23 protein-coding genes are annotated in these 21,503 nt (G+C 55.6%); 11 read left to right on the top strand and 12 right to left on the bottom strand.

Annotated features, from left to right (window positions below; translation table 11 throughout):
* Positions 1-381 precede the first annotated feature (381 nt).
* Positions 382-1,128: a bifunctional NADP-dependent 3-hydroxy acid dehydrogenase/3-hydroxypropionate dehydrogenase YdfG gene (gene ydfG / locus EE896_RS09505; protein WP_003853646.1), complete on the top strand. Its 747-nt coding sequence runs from the start codon at positions 382-384 to the stop codon at positions 1,126-1,128.
* Between the two features lie 31 nt (positions 1,129-1,159).
* Here the strand turns inward: ydfG and EE896_RS09500 are convergent, their stop codons facing one another.
* The gene (locus EE896_RS09500; protein WP_140915614.1) at positions 1,160-1,486 is read right to left on the bottom strand and encodes a YnfA family protein; all 327 of its coding nucleotides are present in this window, start codon (positions 1,484-1,486) and stop codon (positions 1,160-1,162) included.
* Positions 1,487-1,759: 273 nt separating this feature from the next.
* On the opposite strand from EE896_RS09500, the gene EE896_RS09495 reads away from it, so the two are divergent.
* Entirely contained in the window at positions 1,760-2,083 is a 324-nt protein-coding gene (locus EE896_RS09495) for a DUF1283 family protein (RefSeq protein ID WP_003853649.1), read from the top strand.
* A gap of 45 nt (positions 2,084-2,128) precedes the next feature.
* A complete protein-coding gene (locus EE896_RS09490) occupies positions 2,129-2,425 on the top strand; it encodes a DUF1161 domain-containing protein (RefSeq protein WP_140033421.1) in 297 nt (98 codons plus the stop codon).
* A 39-nt stretch (positions 2,426-2,464) separates the two neighbouring features.
* Here EE896_RS09490 and EE896_RS09485 read toward each other — a convergent pair whose 3' ends face one another.
* Entirely contained in the window at positions 2,465-3,931 is a 1,467-nt protein-coding gene (locus tag EE896_RS09485; RefSeq protein ID WP_140915605.1) for an MDR family MFS transporter, read from the bottom strand.
* A 392-nt stretch (positions 3,932-4,323) separates the two neighbouring features.
* On the opposite strand from EE896_RS09485, the gene osmY reads away from it, so the two are divergent.
* The 4 genes from osmY to osmV are packed head-to-tail and all read left to right on the top strand — an operon-like array spanning position 4,324 to position 7,762.
* Complete coding sequence (gene osmY / locus EE896_RS09480; RefSeq protein ID WP_078804414.1) at positions 4,324-5,040, top strand: osmoprotectant ABC transporter permease OsmY; 717 nt, start codon at positions 4,324-4,326, stop codon at positions 5,038-5,040.
* A 17-nt stretch (positions 5,041-5,057) separates the two neighbouring features.
* Positions 5,058-5,969: a glycine betaine ABC transporter substrate-binding protein gene (locus EE896_RS09475; RefSeq protein ID WP_078804415.1), complete on the top strand. Its 912-nt coding sequence runs from the start codon at positions 5,058-5,060 to the stop codon at positions 5,967-5,969.
* Positions 5,970-5,978: 9 nt separating this feature from the next.
* Positions 5,979-6,626 carry an osmoprotectant ABC transporter permease OsmW gene (osmW, locus tag EE896_RS09470; RefSeq protein ID WP_003853661.1) on the top strand — a complete coding sequence of 216 codons (648 nt, stop codon included), beginning with the start codon at positions 5,979-5,981 and terminating at the stop codon, positions 6,624-6,626.
* Positions 6,626-7,762 (top strand): osmoprotectant ABC transporter ATP-binding protein OsmV, encoded by a 1,137-nt coding sequence (osmV, locus tag EE896_RS09465; protein ID WP_003853663.1) that lies wholly within the window; start codon positions 6,626-6,628, stop codon positions 7,760-7,762. Before osmW ends, osmV begins: the two co-directional genes overlap by 1 nt.
* Before the next feature lie 301 nt (positions 7,763-8,063).
* On the opposite strand, the gene EE896_RS09460 is transcribed toward osmV, so the two are convergent.
* From EE896_RS09460 to EE896_RS09445, 4 genes are all read right to left on the bottom strand, one after another.
* Positions 8,064-9,440 carry a nucleobase:cation symporter-2 family protein gene (locus EE896_RS09460; RefSeq protein WP_140915606.1) on the bottom strand — a complete coding sequence of 459 codons (1,377 nt, stop codon included), beginning with the start codon at positions 9,438-9,440 and terminating at the stop codon, positions 8,064-8,066.
* Between the two features lie 180 nt (positions 9,441-9,620).
* Positions 9,621-10,319, bottom strand: a complete 699-nt coding sequence (bioD, locus tag EE896_RS09455) for a dethiobiotin synthase (RefSeq protein ID WP_008925219.1) — start codon at positions 10,317-10,319, stop codon at positions 9,621-9,623.
* Between the two features lie 113 nt (positions 10,320-10,432).
* Positions 10,433-11,650 (bottom strand): sugar metabolism global transcriptional regulator Mlc, encoded by a 1,218-nt coding sequence (mlc, locus tag EE896_RS09450; protein ID WP_003853668.1) that lies wholly within the window; start codon positions 11,648-11,650, stop codon positions 10,433-10,435.
* Between the two features lie 130 nt (positions 11,651-11,780).
* Positions 11,781-12,674 carry a LysR family transcriptional regulator gene (locus EE896_RS09445; protein ID WP_140915607.1) on the bottom strand — a complete coding sequence of 298 codons (894 nt, stop codon included), beginning with the start codon at positions 12,672-12,674 and terminating at the stop codon, positions 11,781-11,783.
* 95 nt (positions 12,675-12,769) lie between these two features.
* On the opposite strand from EE896_RS09445, the gene EE896_RS09440 reads away from it, so the two are divergent.
* The 3 genes from EE896_RS09440 to EE896_RS09430 all read left to right on the top strand — a co-directional run bounded on the left by EE896_RS09440 (position 12,770) and on the right by EE896_RS09430 (position 15,908).
* A complete protein-coding gene (locus EE896_RS09440; protein ID WP_153574559.1) occupies positions 12,770-14,020 on the top strand; it encodes an MFS transporter in 1,251 nt (416 codons plus the stop codon).
* Positions 14,021-14,177: 157 nt separating this feature from the next.
* Entirely contained in the window at positions 14,178-14,438 is a 261-nt protein-coding gene (locus tag EE896_RS09435) for a hypothetical protein (protein WP_003853675.1), read from the top strand.
* A gap of 285 nt (positions 14,439-14,723) precedes the next feature.
* Positions 14,724-15,908 (top strand): sugar transporter, encoded by a 1,185-nt coding sequence (locus EE896_RS09430; RefSeq protein WP_003853676.1) that lies wholly within the window; start codon positions 14,724-14,726, stop codon positions 15,906-15,908.
* A 77-nt stretch (positions 15,909-15,985) separates the two neighbouring features.
* Here the strand turns inward: EE896_RS09430 and bhsA (EE896_RS09425) are convergent, their stop codons facing one another.
* Both bhsA (EE896_RS09425) and bhsA (EE896_RS09420) read right to left on the bottom strand, forming a co-directional pair.
* Positions 15,986-16,243 carry a multiple stress resistance protein BhsA gene (bhsA, locus tag EE896_RS09425; protein WP_003853679.1) on the bottom strand — a complete coding sequence of 86 codons (258 nt, stop codon included), beginning with the start codon at positions 16,241-16,243 and terminating at the stop codon, positions 15,986-15,988.
* Between the two features lie 37 nt (positions 16,244-16,280).
* Positions 16,281-16,538, bottom strand: a complete 258-nt coding sequence (gene bhsA / locus EE896_RS09420; RefSeq protein WP_003853680.1) for a multiple stress resistance protein BhsA — start codon at positions 16,536-16,538, stop codon at positions 16,281-16,283.
* Positions 16,539-16,846: 308 nt separating this feature from the next.
* On the opposite strand from bhsA (EE896_RS09420), the gene EE896_RS09415 reads away from it, so the two are divergent.
* Positions 16,847-17,497, top strand: coding sequence for a TetR/AcrR family transcriptional regulator (locus EE896_RS09415; RefSeq protein WP_140915426.1), 651 nt, complete (start codon positions 16,847-16,849; stop codon positions 17,495-17,497).
* 34 nt (positions 17,498-17,531) lie between these two features.
* Here the strand turns inward: EE896_RS09415 and rhaM are convergent, their stop codons facing one another.
* The 4 genes from rhaM to rhaB are packed head-to-tail and all read right to left on the bottom strand — an operon-like array spanning position 17,532 to position 21,410.
* Complete coding sequence (rhaM, locus tag EE896_RS09410; RefSeq protein WP_140915427.1) at positions 17,532-17,846, bottom strand: L-rhamnose mutarotase; 315 nt, start codon at positions 17,844-17,846, stop codon at positions 17,532-17,534.
* A complete protein-coding gene (gene rhaD, locus EE896_RS09405) occupies positions 17,836-18,678 on the bottom strand; it encodes a rhamnulose-1-phosphate aldolase (RefSeq protein ID WP_008925223.1) in 843 nt (280 codons plus the stop codon). Before rhaD ends, rhaM begins: the two co-directional genes overlap by 11 nt.
* A gap of 10 nt (positions 18,679-18,688) precedes the next feature.
* A complete protein-coding gene (locus EE896_RS09400) occupies positions 18,689-19,945 on the bottom strand; it encodes an L-rhamnose isomerase (protein WP_003853686.1) in 1,257 nt (418 codons plus the stop codon).
* The gene (rhaB, locus tag EE896_RS09395; RefSeq protein WP_140915428.1) at positions 19,938-21,410 is read right to left on the bottom strand and encodes a rhamnulokinase; all 1,473 of its coding nucleotides are present in this window, start codon (positions 21,408-21,410) and stop codon (positions 19,938-19,940) included. Before rhaB ends, EE896_RS09400 begins: the two co-directional genes overlap by 8 nt.
* Positions 21,411-21,503: the final 93 nt, after the last annotated feature.

The following is a 21,503-nucleotide window of genomic DNA, read 5'->3' as shown; positions in this document are numbered from 1 at the left end:
GCGATAGAATAGTTGCAGGGAAATCTCCTGTTATAGCCTTGCAACCTGCGTGCCAGAACTGATGAGCTGTAAAATCCTTATAAATCAATCAAATAAATCATTTACTGCCTGTTGCGCAACATAAATCACCACAGATGGCTTAGCAACCGTTTGCGGAACGGAGGCAAACGGTTGCGACTCAATTTTATGTAAACTGATCATTCTGAGTATGGCCTGCCGGAGGGAAACGTGCCCTTTTTAGGTGCAGCCTGCCCTGAAAAGGCGCAGTCAGTTAACCGGTAAAATCCATTTACAGGCCTGGCGATTTTTCAACGCGCAGAAGCGGAAATGAAATGCTATGGTGAAGTCATCGACTCTGAAAATGGCATAAGGAACAGTGAGATGATTATTTTTGTCACCGGCGCGACCGCCGGTTTTGGTGAAAGCATCACCCGCCGCTTTATTGAGAATGGTCACAAAGTCATTGCCAGCGGACGCCGCGCCGAGCGTTTAAAAGCGCTGAAGGAGGAGCTGGGCGAGAATCTTTATACGGTGCAGCTGGATGTGCGTAACCGTGCCGCCATTGAAGAGATGGTCACGCACTTACCGGCAGAGTGGCGCAATATTGATGTACTGGTTAACAACGCCGGTCTGGCGCTGGGGATTGAACCTGCGCACAAAGCGAATGTTGAAGACTGGGAAAACATGATCGACACCAACACCAAAGGCCTGGTTTACATGACCCGCGCCCTGCTGCCCCACATGGTAGAGCGCGATATCGGCCACATCATCAACATTGGCTCGATTGCCGGTAGCTGGCCTTATGCCGGCGGCAACGTGTATGGTGCAACCAAAGCGTTTGTCCGTCAGTTCAGCCTTAACCTGCGAACCGATCTGCACGGTACGGCACTGCGCGTCACCGATATAGAACCCGGCCTTGTCGGCGGCACGGAGTTTTCCAATGTGCGCTTTAAGGGCGATGATGACAAAGCGGGCCAGGTTTATGAAGGCGCAAAGGCTTTAACACCCGAAGATGTCACAGAAGCGGTCTGGTGGGTTGCCACGCTGCCTAAGCATGTCAACATCAACAGTCTTGAAATGATGCCGGTCAGCCAGACGCTGGCAGGCCTGAAAGTCCATAAGCCTTAAGCCTCTGCAGCGCCAGTCCGTCCGGCTGGCGCTACCCGCGCCCCCAGCCCATCACGATGATCAGCATGCCGCTGAAGGCGATCACTGCCCCGCTCCAGTCCCACGCGCTTAGCTTCACGCCATCCACTACCCGCAACCAAAGCAGCGCAGTCAGCACATAGACGCCACCGTAAGCAGCATAGACCCGTCCACTGGCGGCAGGATGCAGGGTCAGCAGCCAGACAAACAGCGCAAGACTCGCCGCTGCAGGCAGTAACAGCCAGGCTGAGCCGCCTTTTTTTAGCCATAACCAGGGCAAAAAACAGCCGATGATCTCCGCCAGCGCGGTAATAAAAAACAGCAAGCCGGTTTTAATCAGCACCCTAACCTCTCCTGAACGTAAACAAATGGCTCACCACTGGTGAGCGAAGAAACGGCGATGATATAATAAGAATCTCTGTCATCGGGCTATTTTATTTTTAGCCTGAACCCGGGCAGTGCTCACCATCACCACGCGTATATGCCGGATTGCTTCGCGCTTTCCCTGTCCGGACTTACAGCAACAATGACGGCTGGTGGGCCAGTCTTAAAGCATACCCGCTGCAACAGACGTCCCGGAAGGCGATGTTTGCGTTAACTTAAGGATATTGTGATGAAAAAAATGATCCCTGCCGTGCTGTTGGTTCTGATCTCGTCTGCGGCATTCACTGCCAGTGCGAATACGAATCGTCTGATCATTGAAGATGGCAGCACCGCGCTGGGCAATGAAGCGGCGCGCCAGGATAAAGAGCAATGGAATGACACGCGCATGCTGCGTAACAAAGTGAACACCCGCGTCGAAAAAGAGTTTGATAAGGCCGATCGCGCCTATGACACCCGCGACAAATGCGAGCAGAGCCTTAATCTCAACGCTTACTGGGAACCCAACACCCTGCGTTGCCTGGACCGCCGTTCAGGTCGCCCGGTTGCGCCTTAATTTTGAGCTATAGTAATGACGGACGACTAACATAAGGAAGACGTGATGAAGATACAGAGGGTTTTGTTAAGCGCGGCGTTTTTAGCTCTGCCGCTGATGGCACAGGCATCCTGTGAGTCGGTGAAAGCCGATATCAGCCAGAAAATTATTCAGAACGGTGTGCCTGAGTCAGGTTTTAGTCTCGACGTCGTCGCCAACGATCAGGTTGATCAGGCGGGCGGTCAGGTCGTCGGACATTGTGAAAACGACACACAAAAGATTGTTTATAAGCGTACAGGCCGTGACGACGAAGCCAGTGTCCCCGCCAGTGCCGGCAGTTCACAGGACTCGCCTGCTCAGTAGTCAGCGTCAAATCAGGGCGACATCCTGTCGCCCTGCCTGCTAGTCCGCCTGTTCCGGCCGCTGACGTGGCATCATCCAGGCCACACCCACCGCAAACAGCGCAATCACCAGTGCCACCACAAATACCCAGTGCAATGACGTCGCGATGGACGCAACCATCTGTTGCAGCGTTTCCGGCTGCAAATGCTGACGACTGGATTCTGACATAATCTGCTGCACCGGATCCTGTACCTGTGGCAGTCGCCATTGCAGATTCAGATTCAGCACTGCGCCCATAATCGCCGTTCCCACCGCCGAGCCGATCATCCGGCTGAACATGATTGAAGCGGTGCAGATGCCACGAATCTGATAGTCCGCCTGATTCTGCACAGAAACCAGGAACGTGGTGCTGGTCATGCCCATGCCAGTCCCGATCAGAAATGCCGTAAAGCCCGCCTGATAGAGAGAGCTTGCGGGCTGTAAGAACAGTAGCAGGGCGCTGCCCGTCACCAGCAAGAGCGCGCCAAGCTGGGCGGTAAAGCGGTAGGAGGTGTGCAGCATCAGTCTGCCGCTGAGGGTACTGGCCAGCGGCCAGCCAATCGACATCATCGCCAGCACACTGCCCGCCTGCAACGGTGAGCCGCCGCGGATCCCCTGAATCCAGGTGGGTAAAAACGCGCTGATGCCCATCATGGCCGCCCCGATAATCAGATTGCCCGCATTACCCGCCACGATAAGCCGGCTGCGCCAGATGATCAGCGGAAACAGCGGTGCTGCTGAACGTTGCTCATGGCGTTTAAGCTGCCAGCCCGCAAACAGCGAGAACATCAGAAACGGCACCAGCCAGATGCCCAGCTGTTCTGCCTGCAATAGCGCCACCAGCAGGGCCGTCACGCAGAGCATCAGCCAGCCGCTTCCTGCCAGGTTCAGCGGCTGTGATTTCTCCTCCTTCTGGTGCGACGGTAGCCAGCGCGCCAGCATCAGCATGCTCATCAGGCCAATCGGCAAGTTAACCCAGAAAATCACCGACCAGCTAAAGTGCTGCACCAGCCAGGCCCCGGTCAGTGGCCCGACGATAGCCGCCACACCCCAGACGCTGGAGAGCCAGCCCTGCACGCTGGCCCGTTCGCGCGGTGAATAGATATCCGCCACGATGGTCGAGCTGAGCGGCATAATCGCGCCCGCGCCCAGGCCCTGAAATGCCCGGAACAGGATCAGCCAGGTCATCGTATGGGCAAACCCACACAGCACCGATCCCATCAGGAAGATGGCGGTCCCGACAAAAAACATCGTTTTGCGCCCCACCATATCCGCCAGCCGCCCATAGAGGGGTACGCTGACCGCCTGAGTCAGCAGATAGATGGAGAAGACCCAGCCAAACTGCGAAAAACCGCCAAGGTCAGCAATGATAGTGGGCATTGCGGTAGCCACAATCGTCACTTCAATGGCCGCCATAAACATCGCCAGCATGCAGGCAATTAAGATCCAGTGGCGATGTCCGGTCTGGAGTTGTGCGCTTTCAGTCATAGGGTTCCTTTTTTTATCTGCAAGGCTAGCTCAAAAACAGCCAGTGCAGTTTCCCGCGCGTGCGCACCTTTTGCGTCATCTGTGACGTTGTCACCAAATGTCGATGAATTTTTTTTATTGTCGCATTAACCCAGCGGCTATGCGGCTTTAACACCATTTTAACCTGTTTCTATCTGCCTGATATATGGCTTAAAAGCTGGCTTGTGCAAAAAAGGCCTGCTATAGCATTACCCCATCTTATTCGGTATTCGCTGAAAAAGAGTGGGTAAACAGTCATTTTATCTACATTTTATCGCAGTTTCGGTTTTGGGTGCGGCGGCAGTTTTTGTCGCGCCTGTCGGACTGTTTATGGTTGTTATAACTAATGAGATCGTCATCAGGGAGATTCTCCTATGCAAAATGCTTCACTGGCCCAACGCGCCGGTCTGGCACTGCTTGCAGTGGTCGCGGTGATCGCAGCATTGATCTGGGGCTTAGGCTGGGATCAACTGGTCGCACGTAAAGTCGATCTGCTCTATCTCGGGCAGCAGCACCTCTTCTTAGTTTTCTGGTCAATGTTGTTCGCTCTGCTGGTCGGTATTCCCAGCGGCATCCTGCTCAGTCGCCCGTTTGCGCGTCGCTGGGCCGAATATGTGATGCAGATTTTCAATGTGGGAAACACACTGCCACCGCTCGCGGTGCTGGCGCTGGCGATGGTAATCATCGGCATTGGCGATCGTCCGGCGCTGATTGCGCTGTTTCTGGCATCATTGCTGCCCATCGTTCGAAACACCTTCTCTGGCCTGAGCGCGGTTCCTCCGTCGCTGATTGAGGCCGCCAACGGCATCGGCATGACCAAATGGCAACGTCTGCGTCAGGTTGAGCTGCCCAACGCCCTGCCGGTCATTCTCGCAGGCGTGCGCATCGCCACCGCCATCAACGTCGGTACTGCTCCACTGGCCTTCCTGATTGGTGCCAGCAGCTTTGGTGAGCTGATCTTCCCGGGCATCTATCTGAATGACTTCCCGACACTGATTCTGGGCGCCGTTGCCACCGCACTGGTGGCACTGGTTCTGGATATGCTGCTGGCCGCACTGGGCCGCTTTCTGAGTCCGCATGCTGCGGCCTGACCACAAGGAGCTTTGTAATGCTAACGAAGTGGATTAAGAAAAGCGTTGTCGCGCTGACTGCGACGCTGCTGCTAAGCCAGACGGCGCAGGCTGCCACCCCGCTGGTGATGGCAACCAAAAGTTTTACCGAGCAGCATATCCTGTCCGCGATGACGGTGCTGTGGCTGCAGAAGAAAGGTTTTGAGGTGGTCCCTAAACGTAATATCGCCACTACCATTGGTCGTAATGCACTGCTGAACAAGCAGATTGATATGACCTGGGAATATACCGGCACCTCACTGATTATCTTCAACCATATCAACAAGCCGATGTCTTCGCAGCAGGCCTATGAAACGGTCAAAAAGCTGGATGCAAAGCTGGGACTGGTGTGGCTTAATCCGGCACCGATGAACAATACCTATGCCTTTGCCATGACCCGTGAGCGGGCCGAAAAAGAAGGCATCACCACCCTCTCGCAGCTGGTTGCGAAAATTGAGCAGGTGCGGAAATCTGACCCGGACCATAACTGGCGTCTGGGGCTGGATCTGGAGTTCGCCGGTCGTTCTGACGGCCTGAAACCCCTGCAGAAAACCTATAACCTGGCGCTCGATCGGCCGCAGATCCGCCAGATGGACCCGGGTCTGGTTTACAACGCAATTCGCGATGGATTCGTCGATGCCGGTCTGATCTACACCACCGATGGACGGGTTAAGGGCTTCAACCTGAAAGTGCTGGAGGATGATAAACACTTCTTCCCGAGCTACAACGTGACGCCGGTCGTGCGTAAGGATGTGCTGGCGAGCCATCCGGGGCTGGATACCGCGCTTAATCAGCTTTCTGCTCAGATCACTGATGAGGCGATCACAGAGCTGAACAAGCGGGTCGATATCGATCATGAGTCACCGGAAAACGTGGCGCGTGATTTCCTTCAATCCAAAAACATGCTGTAAGGAGGCACTGTGGATACCCTTCACTACATCATGGATAACTGGAGCACCCTGCTCACCCTGAGCTGGCAGCACAGCTGGCTGGTGCTGGTGGCGGTCGGCCTGGCCATTGTGATTGGCGTGCCGCTGGGCATTCTGATCGTGCGTGTCAGATGGCTGGCAACGCCGATACTCGGTATCGCTACCGTGGTGCTGACCATTCCTACCATTGCGCTGTTTGGTCTGATGATTCCGGTCTTTTCGCTGATCGGTCAGGGCATCGGCGCGCTGCCAGCGATCACCGCGGTGTTCCTCTACTCACTGCTGCCGATTGTGCGCAACACTCACACCGCACTGGAGAATCTGCCGGATGGACTGCGTGAAGCGGGCCGTGGCATCGGCATGACCTTCTGGCAGCGTCTGCGCTGGGTTGAAATCCCGATGGCGCTGCCGGTGATTTTTGGCGGCATCCGTACCGCCGTGGTGATGAACGTTGGCGTGATGGCGATTGCTGCCGTCATTGGCGCGGGCGGTCTGGGCCAGTTGCTGCTCGATGGGATCAGCGGCAGTGATATTCGTATGTTGATTGCCGGGGCACTGATGATTTGTCTGCTGGCTATTTTTCTTGACTGGCTGCTGCACCGTTTGCAGCAGGCGCTGACTCCAAAGGGGATTCGATAATGATTACGCTGGAAAACCTGACGAAAACCTTTACCCAGAAAAACGGCACCACTAACAAAGCCGTCGATAACGTCAGCCTTCACGTACCTGCCGGTGAGATGTGTGTGCTGCTGGGGCCATCGGGCTGCGGTAAGACCACCACGCTGAAGATGATTAACCGTCTGATCCCCGCCACCAGTGGCCGCATCCTGATCAACGGTGAAGATACCAGTACCCAGGACACCACCACTTTGCGTCGCAACATTGGCTATGTCATCCAGCAGATAGGCCTGTTCCCCAACATGACCATTGAGGAGAACATTACTGTAGTGCCACGCATGCTGGGCTGGGACAAAAAGCAGTGTCGTGAACGTGCTACTGAGCTGATGAGCATGGTCGCGCTGGACCCGACTAAATTCCTGCATCGCTATCCGCGTGAGATGTCCGGCGGTCAGCAGCAACGTATCGGCGTGATTCGCGCCCTGGCCGCGGATCCACCGGTGCTGCTGATGGATGAGCCTTTTGGTGCCGTTGACCCGATTAACCGCGAAGTGATCCAGAACGAGTTCCTCGACATGCAGCGCCAGTTGAAGAAAACCGTGATGCTGGTGAGCCACGACATCGATGAGGCGCTCAAGCTCGGCGACCGCATCGCCGTCTTTGGTCAGGGTAAAATCGTGCAGTGCGCCAGCCCGGATGAGTTGCTGGCGACTCCGGCCAATGATTTCGTTGGCTCGTTTGTGGGTCAGGACCGCACGCTTAAGCGTCTGTTACTGGTGCAGGCGGGAGACGTGACCGATCAGCAGCCGACCATCACCGTGCGCCGCTCAACGCCACTGGATGAAGCCTTTGGCACCATGGATGAGAACGATATGCGGTCGATTACCGTGGTCGATGAGGATGGTAAGCCGCTGGGCTTCGTGAAGCGTCGCGAGGCGCGTAACGTGAGTGGCCGTTGTGAAGAGAAGCTGCACACCTTTAAGGTCACCGGTAAAGCGGAAGAGAACCTGCGCGTGGTGTTGTCCAAACTCTATGAGCACAATACAGTCTGGATGCCAATAGTCGATGAAGAGGGTCGCTACAGCGGGGAGATTTCGCAGGATTACATCGCGGATTACCTCAGCTCGGGTCGAACCCGTCGTCGTCTGAATCCATAATGTCGTAATAGTGATATAAGTCAGAAAAAGGGCCGCTCTGGCCCTATTCCCCTCGCCGACGCCATCTTAAAGCCAGTTAAGTCACGACGTATTATGACTGTTAATTTATTACCAGCTCAGGGAGCTTACGCCCTCGACAAAGACGCAAACCACGCCATCCCTGGCGGGCTCAGCGCGGCCCATCCCTGGTCCGCGATGCTTTGCTACTGGCGTATGCTCCCATCGCTTTGAATTTCTGAGCCGTCTGTCAGAGCAACTTCAGCGGTTGTGCGTTATTCAGCGGTTGTGCGTTATTCAGCTTTTAACTTTCAGTCAGTGTTTCCGCCTCAACCTCTTCCACGGCAGATGCCTCGTCTGGCAGTACCAGATTGAGCATAATCGCCAGAATACCGCCGGTCGTTACCGCATGACCAAACAGACTGTTAATTAGCGGTGGGAACTGCTTCAGTACCTCCGGCACCGCTTCCACGCCAAGACCAATCCCGAATGAAATTGCGACAATCAGCATCTCACGGCGGCCCAGCGGCGTCTGTGTCATCACCCGGATACCCGCAGCGACGACGCTGCCAAACATCACAATAGTGGCTCCGCCAAGGACTGGCGGCGGGATCTGCTGCAGCAGCGAGCCAACAAAAGGAAAAAGCCCCAGTAGCGCCAGCATAATGCCTAAGAGCATGCCTACGTAACGACTGGCAACGCCCGTCATCTGGATAACCCCATTATTTTGCGCAAACGTGGTGTTAGGAAAGGCGGAGAAAACCGCCGCCAGCACACAGCTCAGGCCATCAGCGACAATACCGCCCTGCAGCCGCTGCTGAAAAGGCTTGCCCGCGATGGGCTGCTGTGAAATCAGGCAGTTGGCCGTGAGATCCCCAACGGCTTCAATTACGGCGATGACCGACACGAGTGCAATCGGCAGAAAGATAGTCCAGTCAAAGGCGAAACCAAACCGGAAGAAGGCTGGCAGTACCATCCAGCTGCTCTCCGGCGCGACGTGCAGTTGTAAATGTCCGGTTAAGACTGCCGCCACGCATCCCACCGCGATGCCGGCCACCACTGCCACCAGCCTTGCCCAGCGGTTGCGCGAACGGTTAAGCGCCACAATCACCAGCAGCGTCAGCGCTCCCAGCGCCAGATTCCCCGGCGAACCAAAATCTGTGGCGTTGTGACCGCCAGCCCAGTCGGTGATGCTCACCTTGATCAGGCTGATGCCGATGAGAGTAATCACTGTGCCGGTCACAACCGGCGTCAGGACTTTGCGCAGTGAGCCCACACAGCGGCTAATCAGAATCGGAATCAGCGCTGCCACCAGGTTGCAGCCAAACAACATCGCCATAATCTCTTCTGGCGATCCGCCGCGCCCTTTCACCATCAGCCCACCGGAGAGAATCACACCGAGAAACGCGAAACTGGTGCCCTGCAGGCAGATCATGCCCGCGCCAATGCCATAAAAGCGTCTGGCCTGCATAAAAGTGCCTAACCCTGAAACAAACAGCGACATGCTTATCAGATAAGGAATGTAGGCATTTAATCCCAGAACTGAACCAATAATCAGCGGTGGCGTGATAATCCCCACTACGCTGGCGAGCAGATGTTGCAATGCGGCCAGAAACGCCGGGGCGGGACCAATGCGGGCCTCAAGCCCATATAACAAACCTTTCTCGTGCGAATGCCACATGATGATACTCCGGCTCACTGTGATAAGCGGAGTTAATGCATTTTTTGCGCCATGACGTTGTTGTTTCGCGTTAACTGCGTCAGGCCATTCAAATATAAACAGAAATTTTTGCAGAGAGTCGAAAACGAGCCTGAAACTTTAGGCTCACTCCCGACTCAGATGACTCGTTTTGTTTCATAATCAGGCGATCTTTGCACTCACAGCGTGCAAACTGTCCGGCTCCAGCAGGGAAATATCGATATAAGGTGTGAGGTCGCGTTGTTCGGCACGCGGTAAATAAGGCAGTTCGCCCAGCAGCGGTGCGCCGATTTTTTCGCGCAGAATCCCGATAATGTCGCTGTAGTGCGCCAGTCCTGGGTTAATACGATTGCCTACCCAGCCCAGCAGCGGGAGACCATCCTGCGCAATTGCTTCTGCCGTCAACAAGGCGTGACTGATACAGCCCGACTGGATGCCGACCACCAGCACCACCGGCAGTTGCTGCTCAACGACCCAGCAGGAGAGCGGACGGCCATCGTTCATCAGGCTGCGCCAGCCGCCTGTGCCCTCAACGACCACGCGACTGGCCTGCTGCATCAGGCGGGTTAAGCCCTGAGTCAGCAACCCATAGTCGATGATCTGCGCGGGATGGGTGCAGATCTCCTCTTCCTGGAAAACCAGCGGATTGATTGCCTGATAAGGCAAGTCGATGGAGGACGCGCTTTGCAGAACCTGTGCATCTTTGTTACGCAGGCCATCCGGGGTTTTAACCGCACATCGCGCGATAGGCTTATAGCCGACTGCACTGTGTCCGGTCTGTATAAAACTTTGCAACAGGGCGCGTGACACCACCGTTTTGCCCACTGCGGTATCGGTGCCGGTAACAAATAATCTGTTCACTCAACTTCTCCTCTAAAACCGTTGCGATTAATCAGGGATTAACCTTGCTGCGAAACGGCATTTTAAGGAATGAAGGAGGGGAACAGATTGCGTTAGCGCAAGTTCAGGTCTGCTTAACCTTGCAACAACTTCACTAACAGATGTCCGTTATAGAGGGCGTCTTTGATTAGCGCGGCACCGCCCAGTGTCCCTGGCTCGCTAAATTCAGTGGGTGCCAGCTCAATACTCGCGCTGTAAGCGGGCAGTGACTGCTGCAGAATCGTATTGCTGACCGCCGGAAACAGCACATCAGCGGCGGCATTGAGCGGAGAACCTATAAGAATATGTTGTGGATTGAAGATGTTGACCATCATCGCCAGGATCCGGCCAACGTGGTGCCCGACGCTGGCAATGGTGTCGCGCGCCAGACGGTCGCCCGATTGCGCGGCCGCGCACAGTGACTGAAGCGTCAACGGCTGGTTGTTGAGCAGGCTGTCAGGCTGGGCTGGCAGACGCTGCGCTGCCAGCGCGAGCAGACTGCCGGTACTGGCTACTGTCTCCAGACAGCCATGATTACCGCAGTAGCACTGCTGACCATAAGGGTCTATCTGGGTATGGCCGATTTCGACCAGTGCCCTGCCACTTTTGTGCAGCAGCTGACCGCCACTGATCACGCCAGCACCGACGGTTTCATCAATCACAATCTGAATAACGTCCTGCGCACCGCGTGAGGCGCCAAACAGCGATTCCGCCAGCGTCCAGGCTGAAATGTCGTGCTGCACAAACACCGCTAAGCCGGTTCGCGCTGCCAGCGCATCGCCCAGCGGCATATCGCGTACCGCATAACCTGGCAAACGATGCACCACGCCTGAGGCGGCGTTAATCAGTCCTGGCAGGGTGATAGCGATAGCCGTCAGGCGTTCCAGCTTCTTTTGATGACGAATGAAAAAAGCATCGACCTGTTCTATTAGCGCGGAGAGTAATGGCTGAGCAGATTCATCAGGCAGCGGCAGGCTGTCTTCTGCCAGCGCCCGACTGCTGAGATCGCGCAGCGTGAAGGTCATTGCGCCGCGATGCAACCGAATCGCCAGATAGTGCCAGGCATCGGTGTCCAGTATCAGGCCAATCGCCGGACGGCCACGACTGCCGGGGTCCTGGTACTCGGTCTCCTGCACCAGATGCGCATCCAGCATTTCACGCACAATTTTGGTGATGCTGGCCGGCGCGAGCTGGGCACGGCGGGAAAGTTCGATACGCGAAATGGGACCGTAGCGATCAATTAATCGATATACGACACCTGCATTGGTCTGCTTAATCTGGTCAATGTGGCCAGGTTGACTGTCCGGATTCACAACCCTGCTCCCGGTTATTTTCGCGCTTCTAAATAAACATGCGCCATGGTGAGGCAGATCAGGCAACAGCGTCAAATATTTGATTAGAAATGTGATTTATCGCACAAATTGATGCGGTGACAGGCAGGGTTCAGCGCTGCTTCTCCTGCAGCAACGCCATCATGTGCTGCATCTGGGCATTTAATTCACGTCCTGCAGACCAGACCAGCCACAGCTCTGAAATGGCATCCTCTTCCGTTAACGGCAGCCAGACCAGATCGGCCAGCCGCGCCCGCCGGAATGAGGCGGGCAGAATGGATACGCCCAGACCGGTTGCCACCAGCCCCAGGATGGTCATCGCTTCACCCACTTCCTGCGTGATATAGGGCTTGATGTGATAGCGGTGCAGCAGCGCCAGAATATCGCTGTAAAGCGCGGTGCCGCCCTGAGGATCGAAGAAGACAAAGGGTTCAGCCGCCAGCGCAGTCACCGAAATTTTTTCGGCGCCCGCCAGCGGATGGGCCTTATGCACCACGGCATAGAGCGGCTCACTCAGCAGCAACTGATGCCGCAAATCGGCCGGCAGCGGCGTATTGCGCATCACACCAAGATCAAGCAGTCCTTCGTGCAACGGGACCAGTTGCTGACGGGTGTTGATCTCCTGCATCTTTATATGCACCTGTGGCCAGCGCTGACGAAACCGGAACAGTGCATCTGAGACCACCGCGGTAAACGGCGCCGAAGAGGTAAAACCAATTCTTAACTCTCCCTCTTCGCCACGATGCAGCCGGGCTGCGCGGTCAGACGCCTGCTCAACCTGTAAAAGAATCGCACGGGCATCACTCAGTAATTGCTCTCCGGCTGCAGTAAGTTGCACGCTGCGGTTGGTGCGATTAAATAGCCTGGCACCCGTTTCCGTTTCGAGCTGCATTATTTGCTGGCTGAGCGGCGGCTGAGAGATATTCAGATGCAGGGCTGCCCGCCCGAAATGTAACTCTTCGGCAACCGCAATAAAGTAGCGCAGGTGACGCAGCTCGATATTCATATTTTAAACGTCTTATTTGAGATTATTAATATATTAGACATCATAATTCCACTTTCCTATGCTGACCACTGGTTTTCTGACTGAAAGGATGATGTGTGAGTCGCTCAATACAGGCCGCCGTGGATGAGAGTGCGGTGTCTGCACCGCCAGAATCTGCGGCAGCTTCAGGATACATTCGCCGCGGAACGCCCGCGTTTATGCGCGTGACGCTGGCACTCTTCTCGGCCGGACTGGCCACCTTTGCCCTGCTCTATTGTGTGCAGCCGATTCTGCCAGTCATGTCACAGCAGTTTGGGGTTTCTCCGGCGACCAGCAGCCTGTCGCTCTCCATCTCTACCGGTCTGATGGCGCTGGGCCTCCTCGTCACCGGCCCACTCTCTGATGCTATCGGGCGTAAATCGGTGATGGTGACCGCCCTGATGCTCGCCGCCATCTGTACGCTGATCTCGGCCACGATGACCAGCTGGCACGGCATTCTGATCATGCGTGGGCTGATGGGCCTGTCGCTTAGCGGCGTTGCGGCGGTGGGCATGACCTATCTCAGTGAAGAGATGGATGCACGGGTCGTTGCCTTTTCCATGGGGTTGTATATCAGCGGTAATTCCATAGGCGGAATGAGCGGGCGTCTGCTCAGCGGTGTCCTGACCGACCTCTTCTCATGGCGGATCGCCGTGGCGGTAATCGGCTGTTTTTCACTGGCCTCCGCGCTGATGTTCTGGAAGATCCTGCCCGCATCGCGTCATTTCAGACCCATCACCCTGCGCCCGCGTAATCTGTTAATTAACTTCCGGCTGCACTGGCGCGATCCAGGCCTGCCGTGGTTGTTTGCCGAAGGCTTCCTGCTGATGGGCGCCTTCGTCACCCTGTTCAACTACATTGGCTATCGTTTACTGGACGCGCCCTGGCATCTCAGTCAGGCCGTGGTCGGGTTGTTATCCGTGGTCTACCTGACCGGCTCATGGAGTTCGCCTAAAGCGGGCGCGCTGACCAGCCGCATTGGGCGCGGGCCGGTAATGCTGGGCGCGACAGCCATCATGTTACTGGGCCTGCTGGTAACGGCCTTTAACTCCCTCTGGCTGATCCTGCCTGGGATGATGCTGTTCACTGCCGGTTTTTTTGCTGCTCATGCCGTTGCCAGCGGCTGGATCGGTCCCCGGGCGCGTCGGGCGCGGGGACAGGCTTCCTCGCTTTATCTTTTCAGCTATTACGTGGGTTCCAGCGTGGCGGGTACGCTGGGCGGTCTGTTCTGGCATAACTTCGGCTGGGGCGGTATTACGCTATTTATCAGCGTCCTGCTGATACTGGCGTTAGCGGTTGCCTGGCGCCTGCACAGTAGAAAACTCTGACAGCCTGCACGTTTGCCAGGCCCCGCCGGGTCTGGCAAACCGCCTCCAGAACGTTTGATTCAGATCCACAACAAACAAAGTGTGCGTTTCCCGCTATAATCATTTTATTGTCATAATTCATCTGTTTTGCCTTTCAGCACGGCAACAAGGAACGCCTGTGGCTCTCTACTATTACGTTAATAAACAATCAGGATATAACGATAATCATGTCGTCCATGCTGCGGGTTGCCCTCATCTTCCCGACATGGATAACAGACTGTTTCTGGGCAGTTTTTACCACGTTAACGCCGCTATTCTTCAGGCGAAAAAATATTATGTGGGTGCAATCGGCTGTGAAAATTGCTGTCCGCTCAATCATACGACCCATCCGGCAGCTCAGCTCAGTGTGGCCCTGAAGCACACGCCAACGTCGCGTTAAGCGCAGGGCTTTTAACGGTGATGGTGTTCTCTCCGGCGTGCTGCTCCGTCACATTTTGCTTATAGATTATGCTGCTGCACAGGATCTCCTTGCGTTGTCGCGGGTAATAACCTCTGGCTATCGCCCGGTGCCAGGGCGATAAAAAAATTCAGTATTAAAAGCGCGTTATCAGGTTTCTCTTCCCGGTTTATTGACTACAATAGCGGTTAATTTTGTGACGCAGGTCACTTTCACTGGGTGTGTCTGTCACATCCACATTCGCTATTCTGACTGGCTTGACTCCTCATGCAATCAACAACTGTTTCACGTAAGACTGCCTGGCTACGCGTGGTATTGCTGGCTATTGCTGCGTTTGTCTTCAATACCACCGAATTTGTCCCGGTTGGCCTGCTGTCCGATATTGCCGCTGACTTTTCAATGCCGACGGCTGATGTCGGGATCATGCTGACTATCTATGCCTGGGTCGTCGCGCTGCTCTCACTGCCGCTGATGCTGCTAACCCGTAATATCGAGCGACGCCTGCTGCTGGGCGTGCTATTCCTGATTTTCATCGTCAGCCATATACTTTCAACCGTCGCCTGGGATTTCCGCTCGCTGATGGTGTCACGTGTGGGCATCGCCCTGTCTCACGCGGTGTTCTGGTCGATTACAGCCTCACTGGCGATTCGCGTTGCACCCGCCGGCAAGAAAACACAGGCTCTGAGTATGCTGGCGACCGGTACTGCGCTGGCAATGGTCCTGGGCGTGCCGATTGGGCGTGTGGTCGGTCAGTATCTTGGCTGGCGTACCACCTTCGGCGCGATTGGCCTCTCGGCGCTGGTGCTGATGATTATGCTGGTGCGGATCCTGCCGCGCCTGCCGAGTGAGCATACCGGCTCGCTGAGCAGTGTGCCGATGCTGTTTCGCCGTCCCGCGCTGGTCAGCATGTATCTGCTGGTGACGCTGGTGGTGACCGCGCATTACACCGCTTACAGCTATATCGAGCCGTTTATGCAGAATGTGGCGCATTCCAGCGGCAATTTTACGACCCTGCTGCTGTTGCTGTTTGGTTCAGCGGGTATTGTGGGCAGCGTGCTGTTCAGTACCCTCGGCAATAAATTCCCTTCCGGACTGCTTATTGCCGCCATCGCACTGATAACCCTTTGTATGGGGCTGCTGATTTTTGCTGCCGTCCGACCTGCCGCTATTTCAACACTGTGCGTTGTCTGGGGCATGGCAATGATGATGATTGGACTGGGTATGCAGGTGCGGGTGCTGTCACTGGCACCCGATGCCACGGATGTGGCAATGTCGCTCATGTCAGGGATTTATAATATCGGGATTGGCGCAGGTGCGCTGCTGGGGAATCAGGTCAGTCTGCATCTGAGCATGGCGGAAGTCGGGAACGTCGGCGGGATGATCGGGCTGGTGGCGTTACTCTGGTGTATTTACATCTTCCGTCGTTATCCCCAGTTGCGGAGCAACGGATAAGGCTGTGACTTAAGAATAAAAAAGGCTTCAGATAAGTGGGTTTATCTGAAGCCTGTTTATGAATATTTATCGTGCTTTTACTTATAAAGAATGGCTGTGCCATGCAGGTTGTTGTTGCCAGAGGTCGAAGTGATGCGGAAAGACTTTGCCCCGACATCGCTGGCCTTTTCTGACAGTTGCTGCTCCAGCGAGGTCAGATTAGTACTGCCCGTCGCGCTGATGACACCGATTTTTTGCGCATCAGGCGGTGTACTGCTGACCTGCTGAGCCGCGACACTGGCAAATGAGATGCTGCTTAGCAAAGCCGCTGTCACCATCAAGCTAATACGTTTCATAACAAATCCCCTCTCACTGATTCTGTCGACACCCGATTTACTGATAAATCACTGCCGTGCCGTGCAGTTTGTTCTGGCCGCTGGTTGAGGTGATACGGAACGATTTCGCACCCGCTTCATCCGCTTTAGCACTCAACTGTGATTCAAGGGAGGTCAGGTTAGTGCCGCCCTGTACAGAGATGGTGCCGACTGGCTGCTGATTAGACGGTTCGCTGGTGACGAGGTCAGCGGCATATGCGCCAAAAGTCAGAGTGGTAAGTGCCAGTGCTGCCAGGGTGGTTTTAATGGTTTTCATCATCTTCTCTCTATTCGGTAGTTGAATTTGGTTGGTCTGAATTAGGTTGTCGCTATTTAATTAACGACCGTTAAACAAATGATAGACCCCGCCGGGGCTCGCCGTCAATATTTATTTAATGAGCGTTATTTTAATCGCGAAGTGGCGTGATTATGGGCTTCAGCCCCTTTTCTGACTTAACCATAGGGGCGATAACACTGCGCTGGCGCACAAAATGGCAACCCTGGCCGAGGGCATGCATAGCGGACCTTGCACATTTTTATAATGATCGGTAATTTAATAGGATGTTTTACTGTCAGTGAGGATGTATGAGCCAGGTTCAGGATTGTGATGTAAAGAAATGCCGTGGCCGACCTAAAGTGTTTGATCGTGACGCTGCGCTTGATAAAGCACTCACCCTGTTCTGGACACACGGTTATGAGGGAACGTCCCTGTCCGATCTTGTCGCCGCAACCGGTGCAAAAGCACCGACCCTTTACGCAGAGTTTGTGAATAAAGAAGGGTTGTTCCGTGCGGCGATGGATCGCTATATAGAGAAGTTCAGTGCCTGGCGAGAAGCGGTGTTAGGCGACGATACGTTACCCGTAGATCGCGCAATTGAAGCCTATTTCCGTGCCACCGCCGCCTGCTTTACTGAGCGTGACTCTCCCGGCGGCTGCTTCTTTATCTGCACCTCAACCGCCCTGTCGGCGGCGTCGAAGGAGATTGCCACTATGCTGCAACAGCAGCATCAGTCGCAGGAGCATGTATTAAGCGATTTTCTGCTGGCGCGTCAGCAGCGTAACGAACTGAGCGCGTCAGTCAATGTTCCGGCGCTGTCCCGTTATCTGGGTTGTATGCTGCAGGGCATGTCGGTGCGGGCGCGTGAAGGCACTGAGCGCGACGATCTTGATAGTATTATTGATACGTTGATGGCGATGTGGCCAACGCTGACCGGCCTGTGTCAGACTAAACGGTAGATCATCAGGGCGGCGATGCCGCCCTTTCCCTCCACTACTCCAGAAAGAACACCGGTTTCAACGGCTGACTGATTGGGCTGTTATCGGCATTCGACGGCATAAAATCTTTCATTGATGCCCACCAGCGCTGGCACACCTCCGTCTTTGCCACCGCGTGCCAGCGCTCCTCAGATTCAATCTCAACGCTGGCGAAGAGCAGATGCCGTTCGGCGTCCAGCCAGATAGCATAGTTGTGTGCGCCATGCGCTTTCAGCGTCTCAGCCAGTTCCGGCCAGATCGGGGAGTGGCGGCGCTCATACTCTGCATGAGCGTCGGCATTCACCTGCATCACAAAAGCTTTACGCAGCATTAGCAGGCCCCACATCCAGCGCGGGTTGCCACGGCTTCACCCCGAAGCGCTCACCCAATGCGACCAGCTGTTCTGTGGTAATGCTCTGGCGAATCCCGCCCATAGACAGCACTTTGACGATCACTTCGGACGATTTCTCCGCTGTGTCTATCAGACCAAAAGTCTCATCGAGCGTCGGGCCTGTACCAAAGACGCCGTGGAACGGCCACATTACCAACGTGTGCGACTGCATCTGCCCGGCCGTCGCCGCGCCGATTTCATCGGTGCCGGGCACCATCCATGGCAGCACACCCACGCCATCCGGGAAGACCACCAGACATTCAGTGCTGCCTTCCCATAACAGGCGGGTAAAGCGGGCAGAATCCATCTCCACCACATAGCTCAACGCCATAAAGTTGGTGGCGTGACAGTGCATGATCACCCGATCTGCGCCCTTGCTGACCGCTTTACGCACCGCGTGAGACTGGAAGTGTGACGCCAGCTCGGAGGTCGGCAATCCGCCATTCGACAGGCCCCAGTGAATGGTATAGGAGAGCCCTTTGTCATCGACCTGCAGCAGCGCCAGGCAATCCGCCGGATCAAGCTGAACGTTGCGCATGAATTTTCCAGACCCGGTCACCAGAAACCAGTCGTTTGCCAGCGAAGGTGCCGGTTGAGTCAGCTCAATGCAGCGAGGTGCTTTACAGAAGTCGTGGACGAAGGGTTTGACCTCCTCCTCCAGCAGACGCAGGCTGACGTTGCCGCCGTTGCGTTCGTCCCAGCCCTTCAGCCACATATCACTGGTCGCTTTGACCATTCCCTTAACAAACCCGGAAGAAAGAATGTTTTGCATCATGAAATCCTTAACGTTGGCTCAAGATCTGTTGTTCATAGTGACGGACATCACCTAACCAGCTGGCATCAGCCGGGACATCATGGCGCAGGCACCACGCTTCCCATACTGCCTGCCACGGCAGCGATTTTTGCTCTTCCAGCAGGGTCAACCGTGCGGTGTAATCACCGCTGTTTTCGGCCTGCCGCAAACGGTCGGTGGGCTCCAGCAAGGCACGCAGCAGCGCTTTTTTCGTGTTGCGTGTGCCGATAACCCAGGCGGCAATGCGGTTGATAGAGGCGTCAAAGAAATCGAGCCCGATATGGACTTTATCGAACAACTGGTGACGAACGATCTCATTCGCGATCGCCTGAGTTTCATCGTCCAGCAGCACCACATGGTCGCTGTCCCAACGCACCGGACGGCTGACATGCAGCAGCAGACGCGGCACATAGAGCATCGCGGCAGAAATTTTGTCGGAGATCACTTCGGTGGGATGGAAATGGCCTGCATCCAGGCACAACGCCGTCTGGCGGCTGGCAGCGTAGCCGAGACAAAACTCACTGGAACCTACCGTATAGCTCTCTGCGCCAATGCCAAACAATTTGCTCTCTACCGCATCGATATGGTGCTGCGGGTTGAGTTTTTCTGAGATGACCTCATCCAGTGCGCTCATCAGACGCTGACGCGGAGCCAGTCGATCCACGGTGATATCTTTCATGCCGTCTGGCACCCAGATATTCATCACTGATGGCGAGCCCAGTTGCTCACCAAAATAGGCGGAAATACGGCGACTCGCTTTGCAGTGATCGATCCAGAACTGACGCACGGTTTTATCACTGTGCGACAGCGTAAAACCGTCTGCGCTCATCGGATGCGAGAAGCAGCTGGGATTAAAATCCAGCCCTAAATTGTGCTCTTTCGCCCAGTCAACCCAATGGGCAAAATGGGCAGGTTCAATCGCATCGCGCGTCACGGGTTTGTCGCTTTCCAGATAGATGGCGTGCAGATTCAGGCGTTTTGCACCGGGAATCAGGGACATCGCTTTGTCGATATCTCTGCGGAGTTCATCGGCGTTACGTGCTCGCCCTGGATAGTTACCCGTCGCCTGAATACCGCCGGTCAATGGGCCCTGTGGGTTTTCAAATCCCCGGACGTCATCCCCCTGCCAGCAGTGCATCGAAACCGGGATGCGGTCCAGCTGACGAATAGCCTGTTCAACATCAACCCCCATGTCGGCGTAGCGGTGTTTAGCCAGTTCAAAAGCCTGTTCAATCTGCTTAGTCATAAATGGTTTCCTTAGCGGGTTGAGTCAGCGTCGCGAAGCGTGCCTGACTGGCACTCAAGACGCTGTGAGTTTGCGGTTCGAATTTTTCGAGCGGAAAGTTGTTAATAACGCTGCAGCGAAAATCCGCCACATCCCTCAGCTCGCCCAGCGCAATCAGCTGGCACCCAATATTGCCCAGCGTGGAGGCCTCAACCGGACCGGCCAGCACCGGAATCTGGCAGGCATCGGCGCAAAGCTGGTTCAGAAAACGATTCTGACTGCCACCACCCACTACGTGCAGCTGGCTGAAAGATTTGCCACGTAGTTGTGCAAGTTCGTGAATCACGTCGCGATAGAGGAGTGCCAGGCTGTCAAAAATGCAGCGCGCCAGCGCAGCGGCAAATTGCGGCACCGGCATGTCCTGCTCTGCACAGGCATTCTGAATTTCGCTTACCATGCTGTCGGGATTAATAAAGCGGGCATCGTTGGGATTGATCAGTGAGACACAGGCGGGCTGGCGGGCTGTTTCTTCAATCAGCGCGTTAAGATCGTCAATCTGCAGTTCGGCACAGATGCGCTGCAACAGCCACAAGCCCATAATGTTTTTAAGTACGCGATAACCCTCTGCGCCGCCCTCATTGGTGATATTGGCGCGCAGCGCGGCGTCGCTGGCATAGGGCTGCAGACTTTCAAAGCCCATCAGCGACCAGGTCCCGGAGCTCAGATAGGCGGCGTCATCCTGCATCAGCGGCGTTGCCAGCACTGCGCTGGCCGTGTCGTGCGTGGCGACCGCGATGACCGGAACCGGTATGCCTGCGCGGTTAATCCAGTGGCCGACGGTATTGCCCGGTGCCTGCGGCTGTCCGAACCACTGCGCATCCACCCCCGCCCAGGCGAGCAAATCACGATCCCACTCGCCGCTGTGAATATTGAGCATCTGCGTGGTAGTGGCGTTGGTGTATTCCCAGTTAAGGTTGCCGGTCAGACGAAAATGCAGGTAATCGGGAATCATCAGTGCATGTACTACGCGGGCCTGCCAGTCGGGCTGTTGCAGATGCAGGGCGCGCATCTGATAGAGCGTGTTAAATGGCAGAAACTGAATGCCGGTGCGGGCATAGATAGCACTGCGGCCCAGTTCCTGATGCGCCTGCTCCATCACACCGTGAGTGCGCGCATCGCGGTAGCTGACCGCCTCACCCACCGGCTCGCCCTGTGCGTCCAGCAGCACCATATCAACGCCCCAGGTGTCGATGCCGATACTGTCCGGCACAATGCCTTCTTCATCTAACTGAGCCAGCCCGGCGCGGATCTCCTGCTCCAGCAGCATCAGATCCCAGCAGTCATAACCGGCACGATGTTGACGCGTATTGTTAAAGCGCCGGACCTCACGCAGCATCAGCTTGCGCTGCGCTGCCTCCCAGCTGGCGAGCATAACCCGTCCACTGGAGGCGCCGAGATCGATAGCAACAAAACTTCTCCTGGTCATAGCGGCGGTTTCCTGTGATTGCGTCGTCACAGCGTAAAAATCTTAGGGGTTTCACACCTTCCCCGGAGTGCCAGCGGCGGACAGGCCCTGGCA

It is taken from the genome of Pantoea eucalypti (assembly GCF_009646115.1).
Classification (GTDB): domain Bacteria; phylum Pseudomonadota; class Gammaproteobacteria; order Enterobacterales; family Enterobacteriaceae; genus Pantoea; species Pantoea eucalypti.
This window is presented reverse-complemented; position numbering and strand designations above follow the sequence as displayed.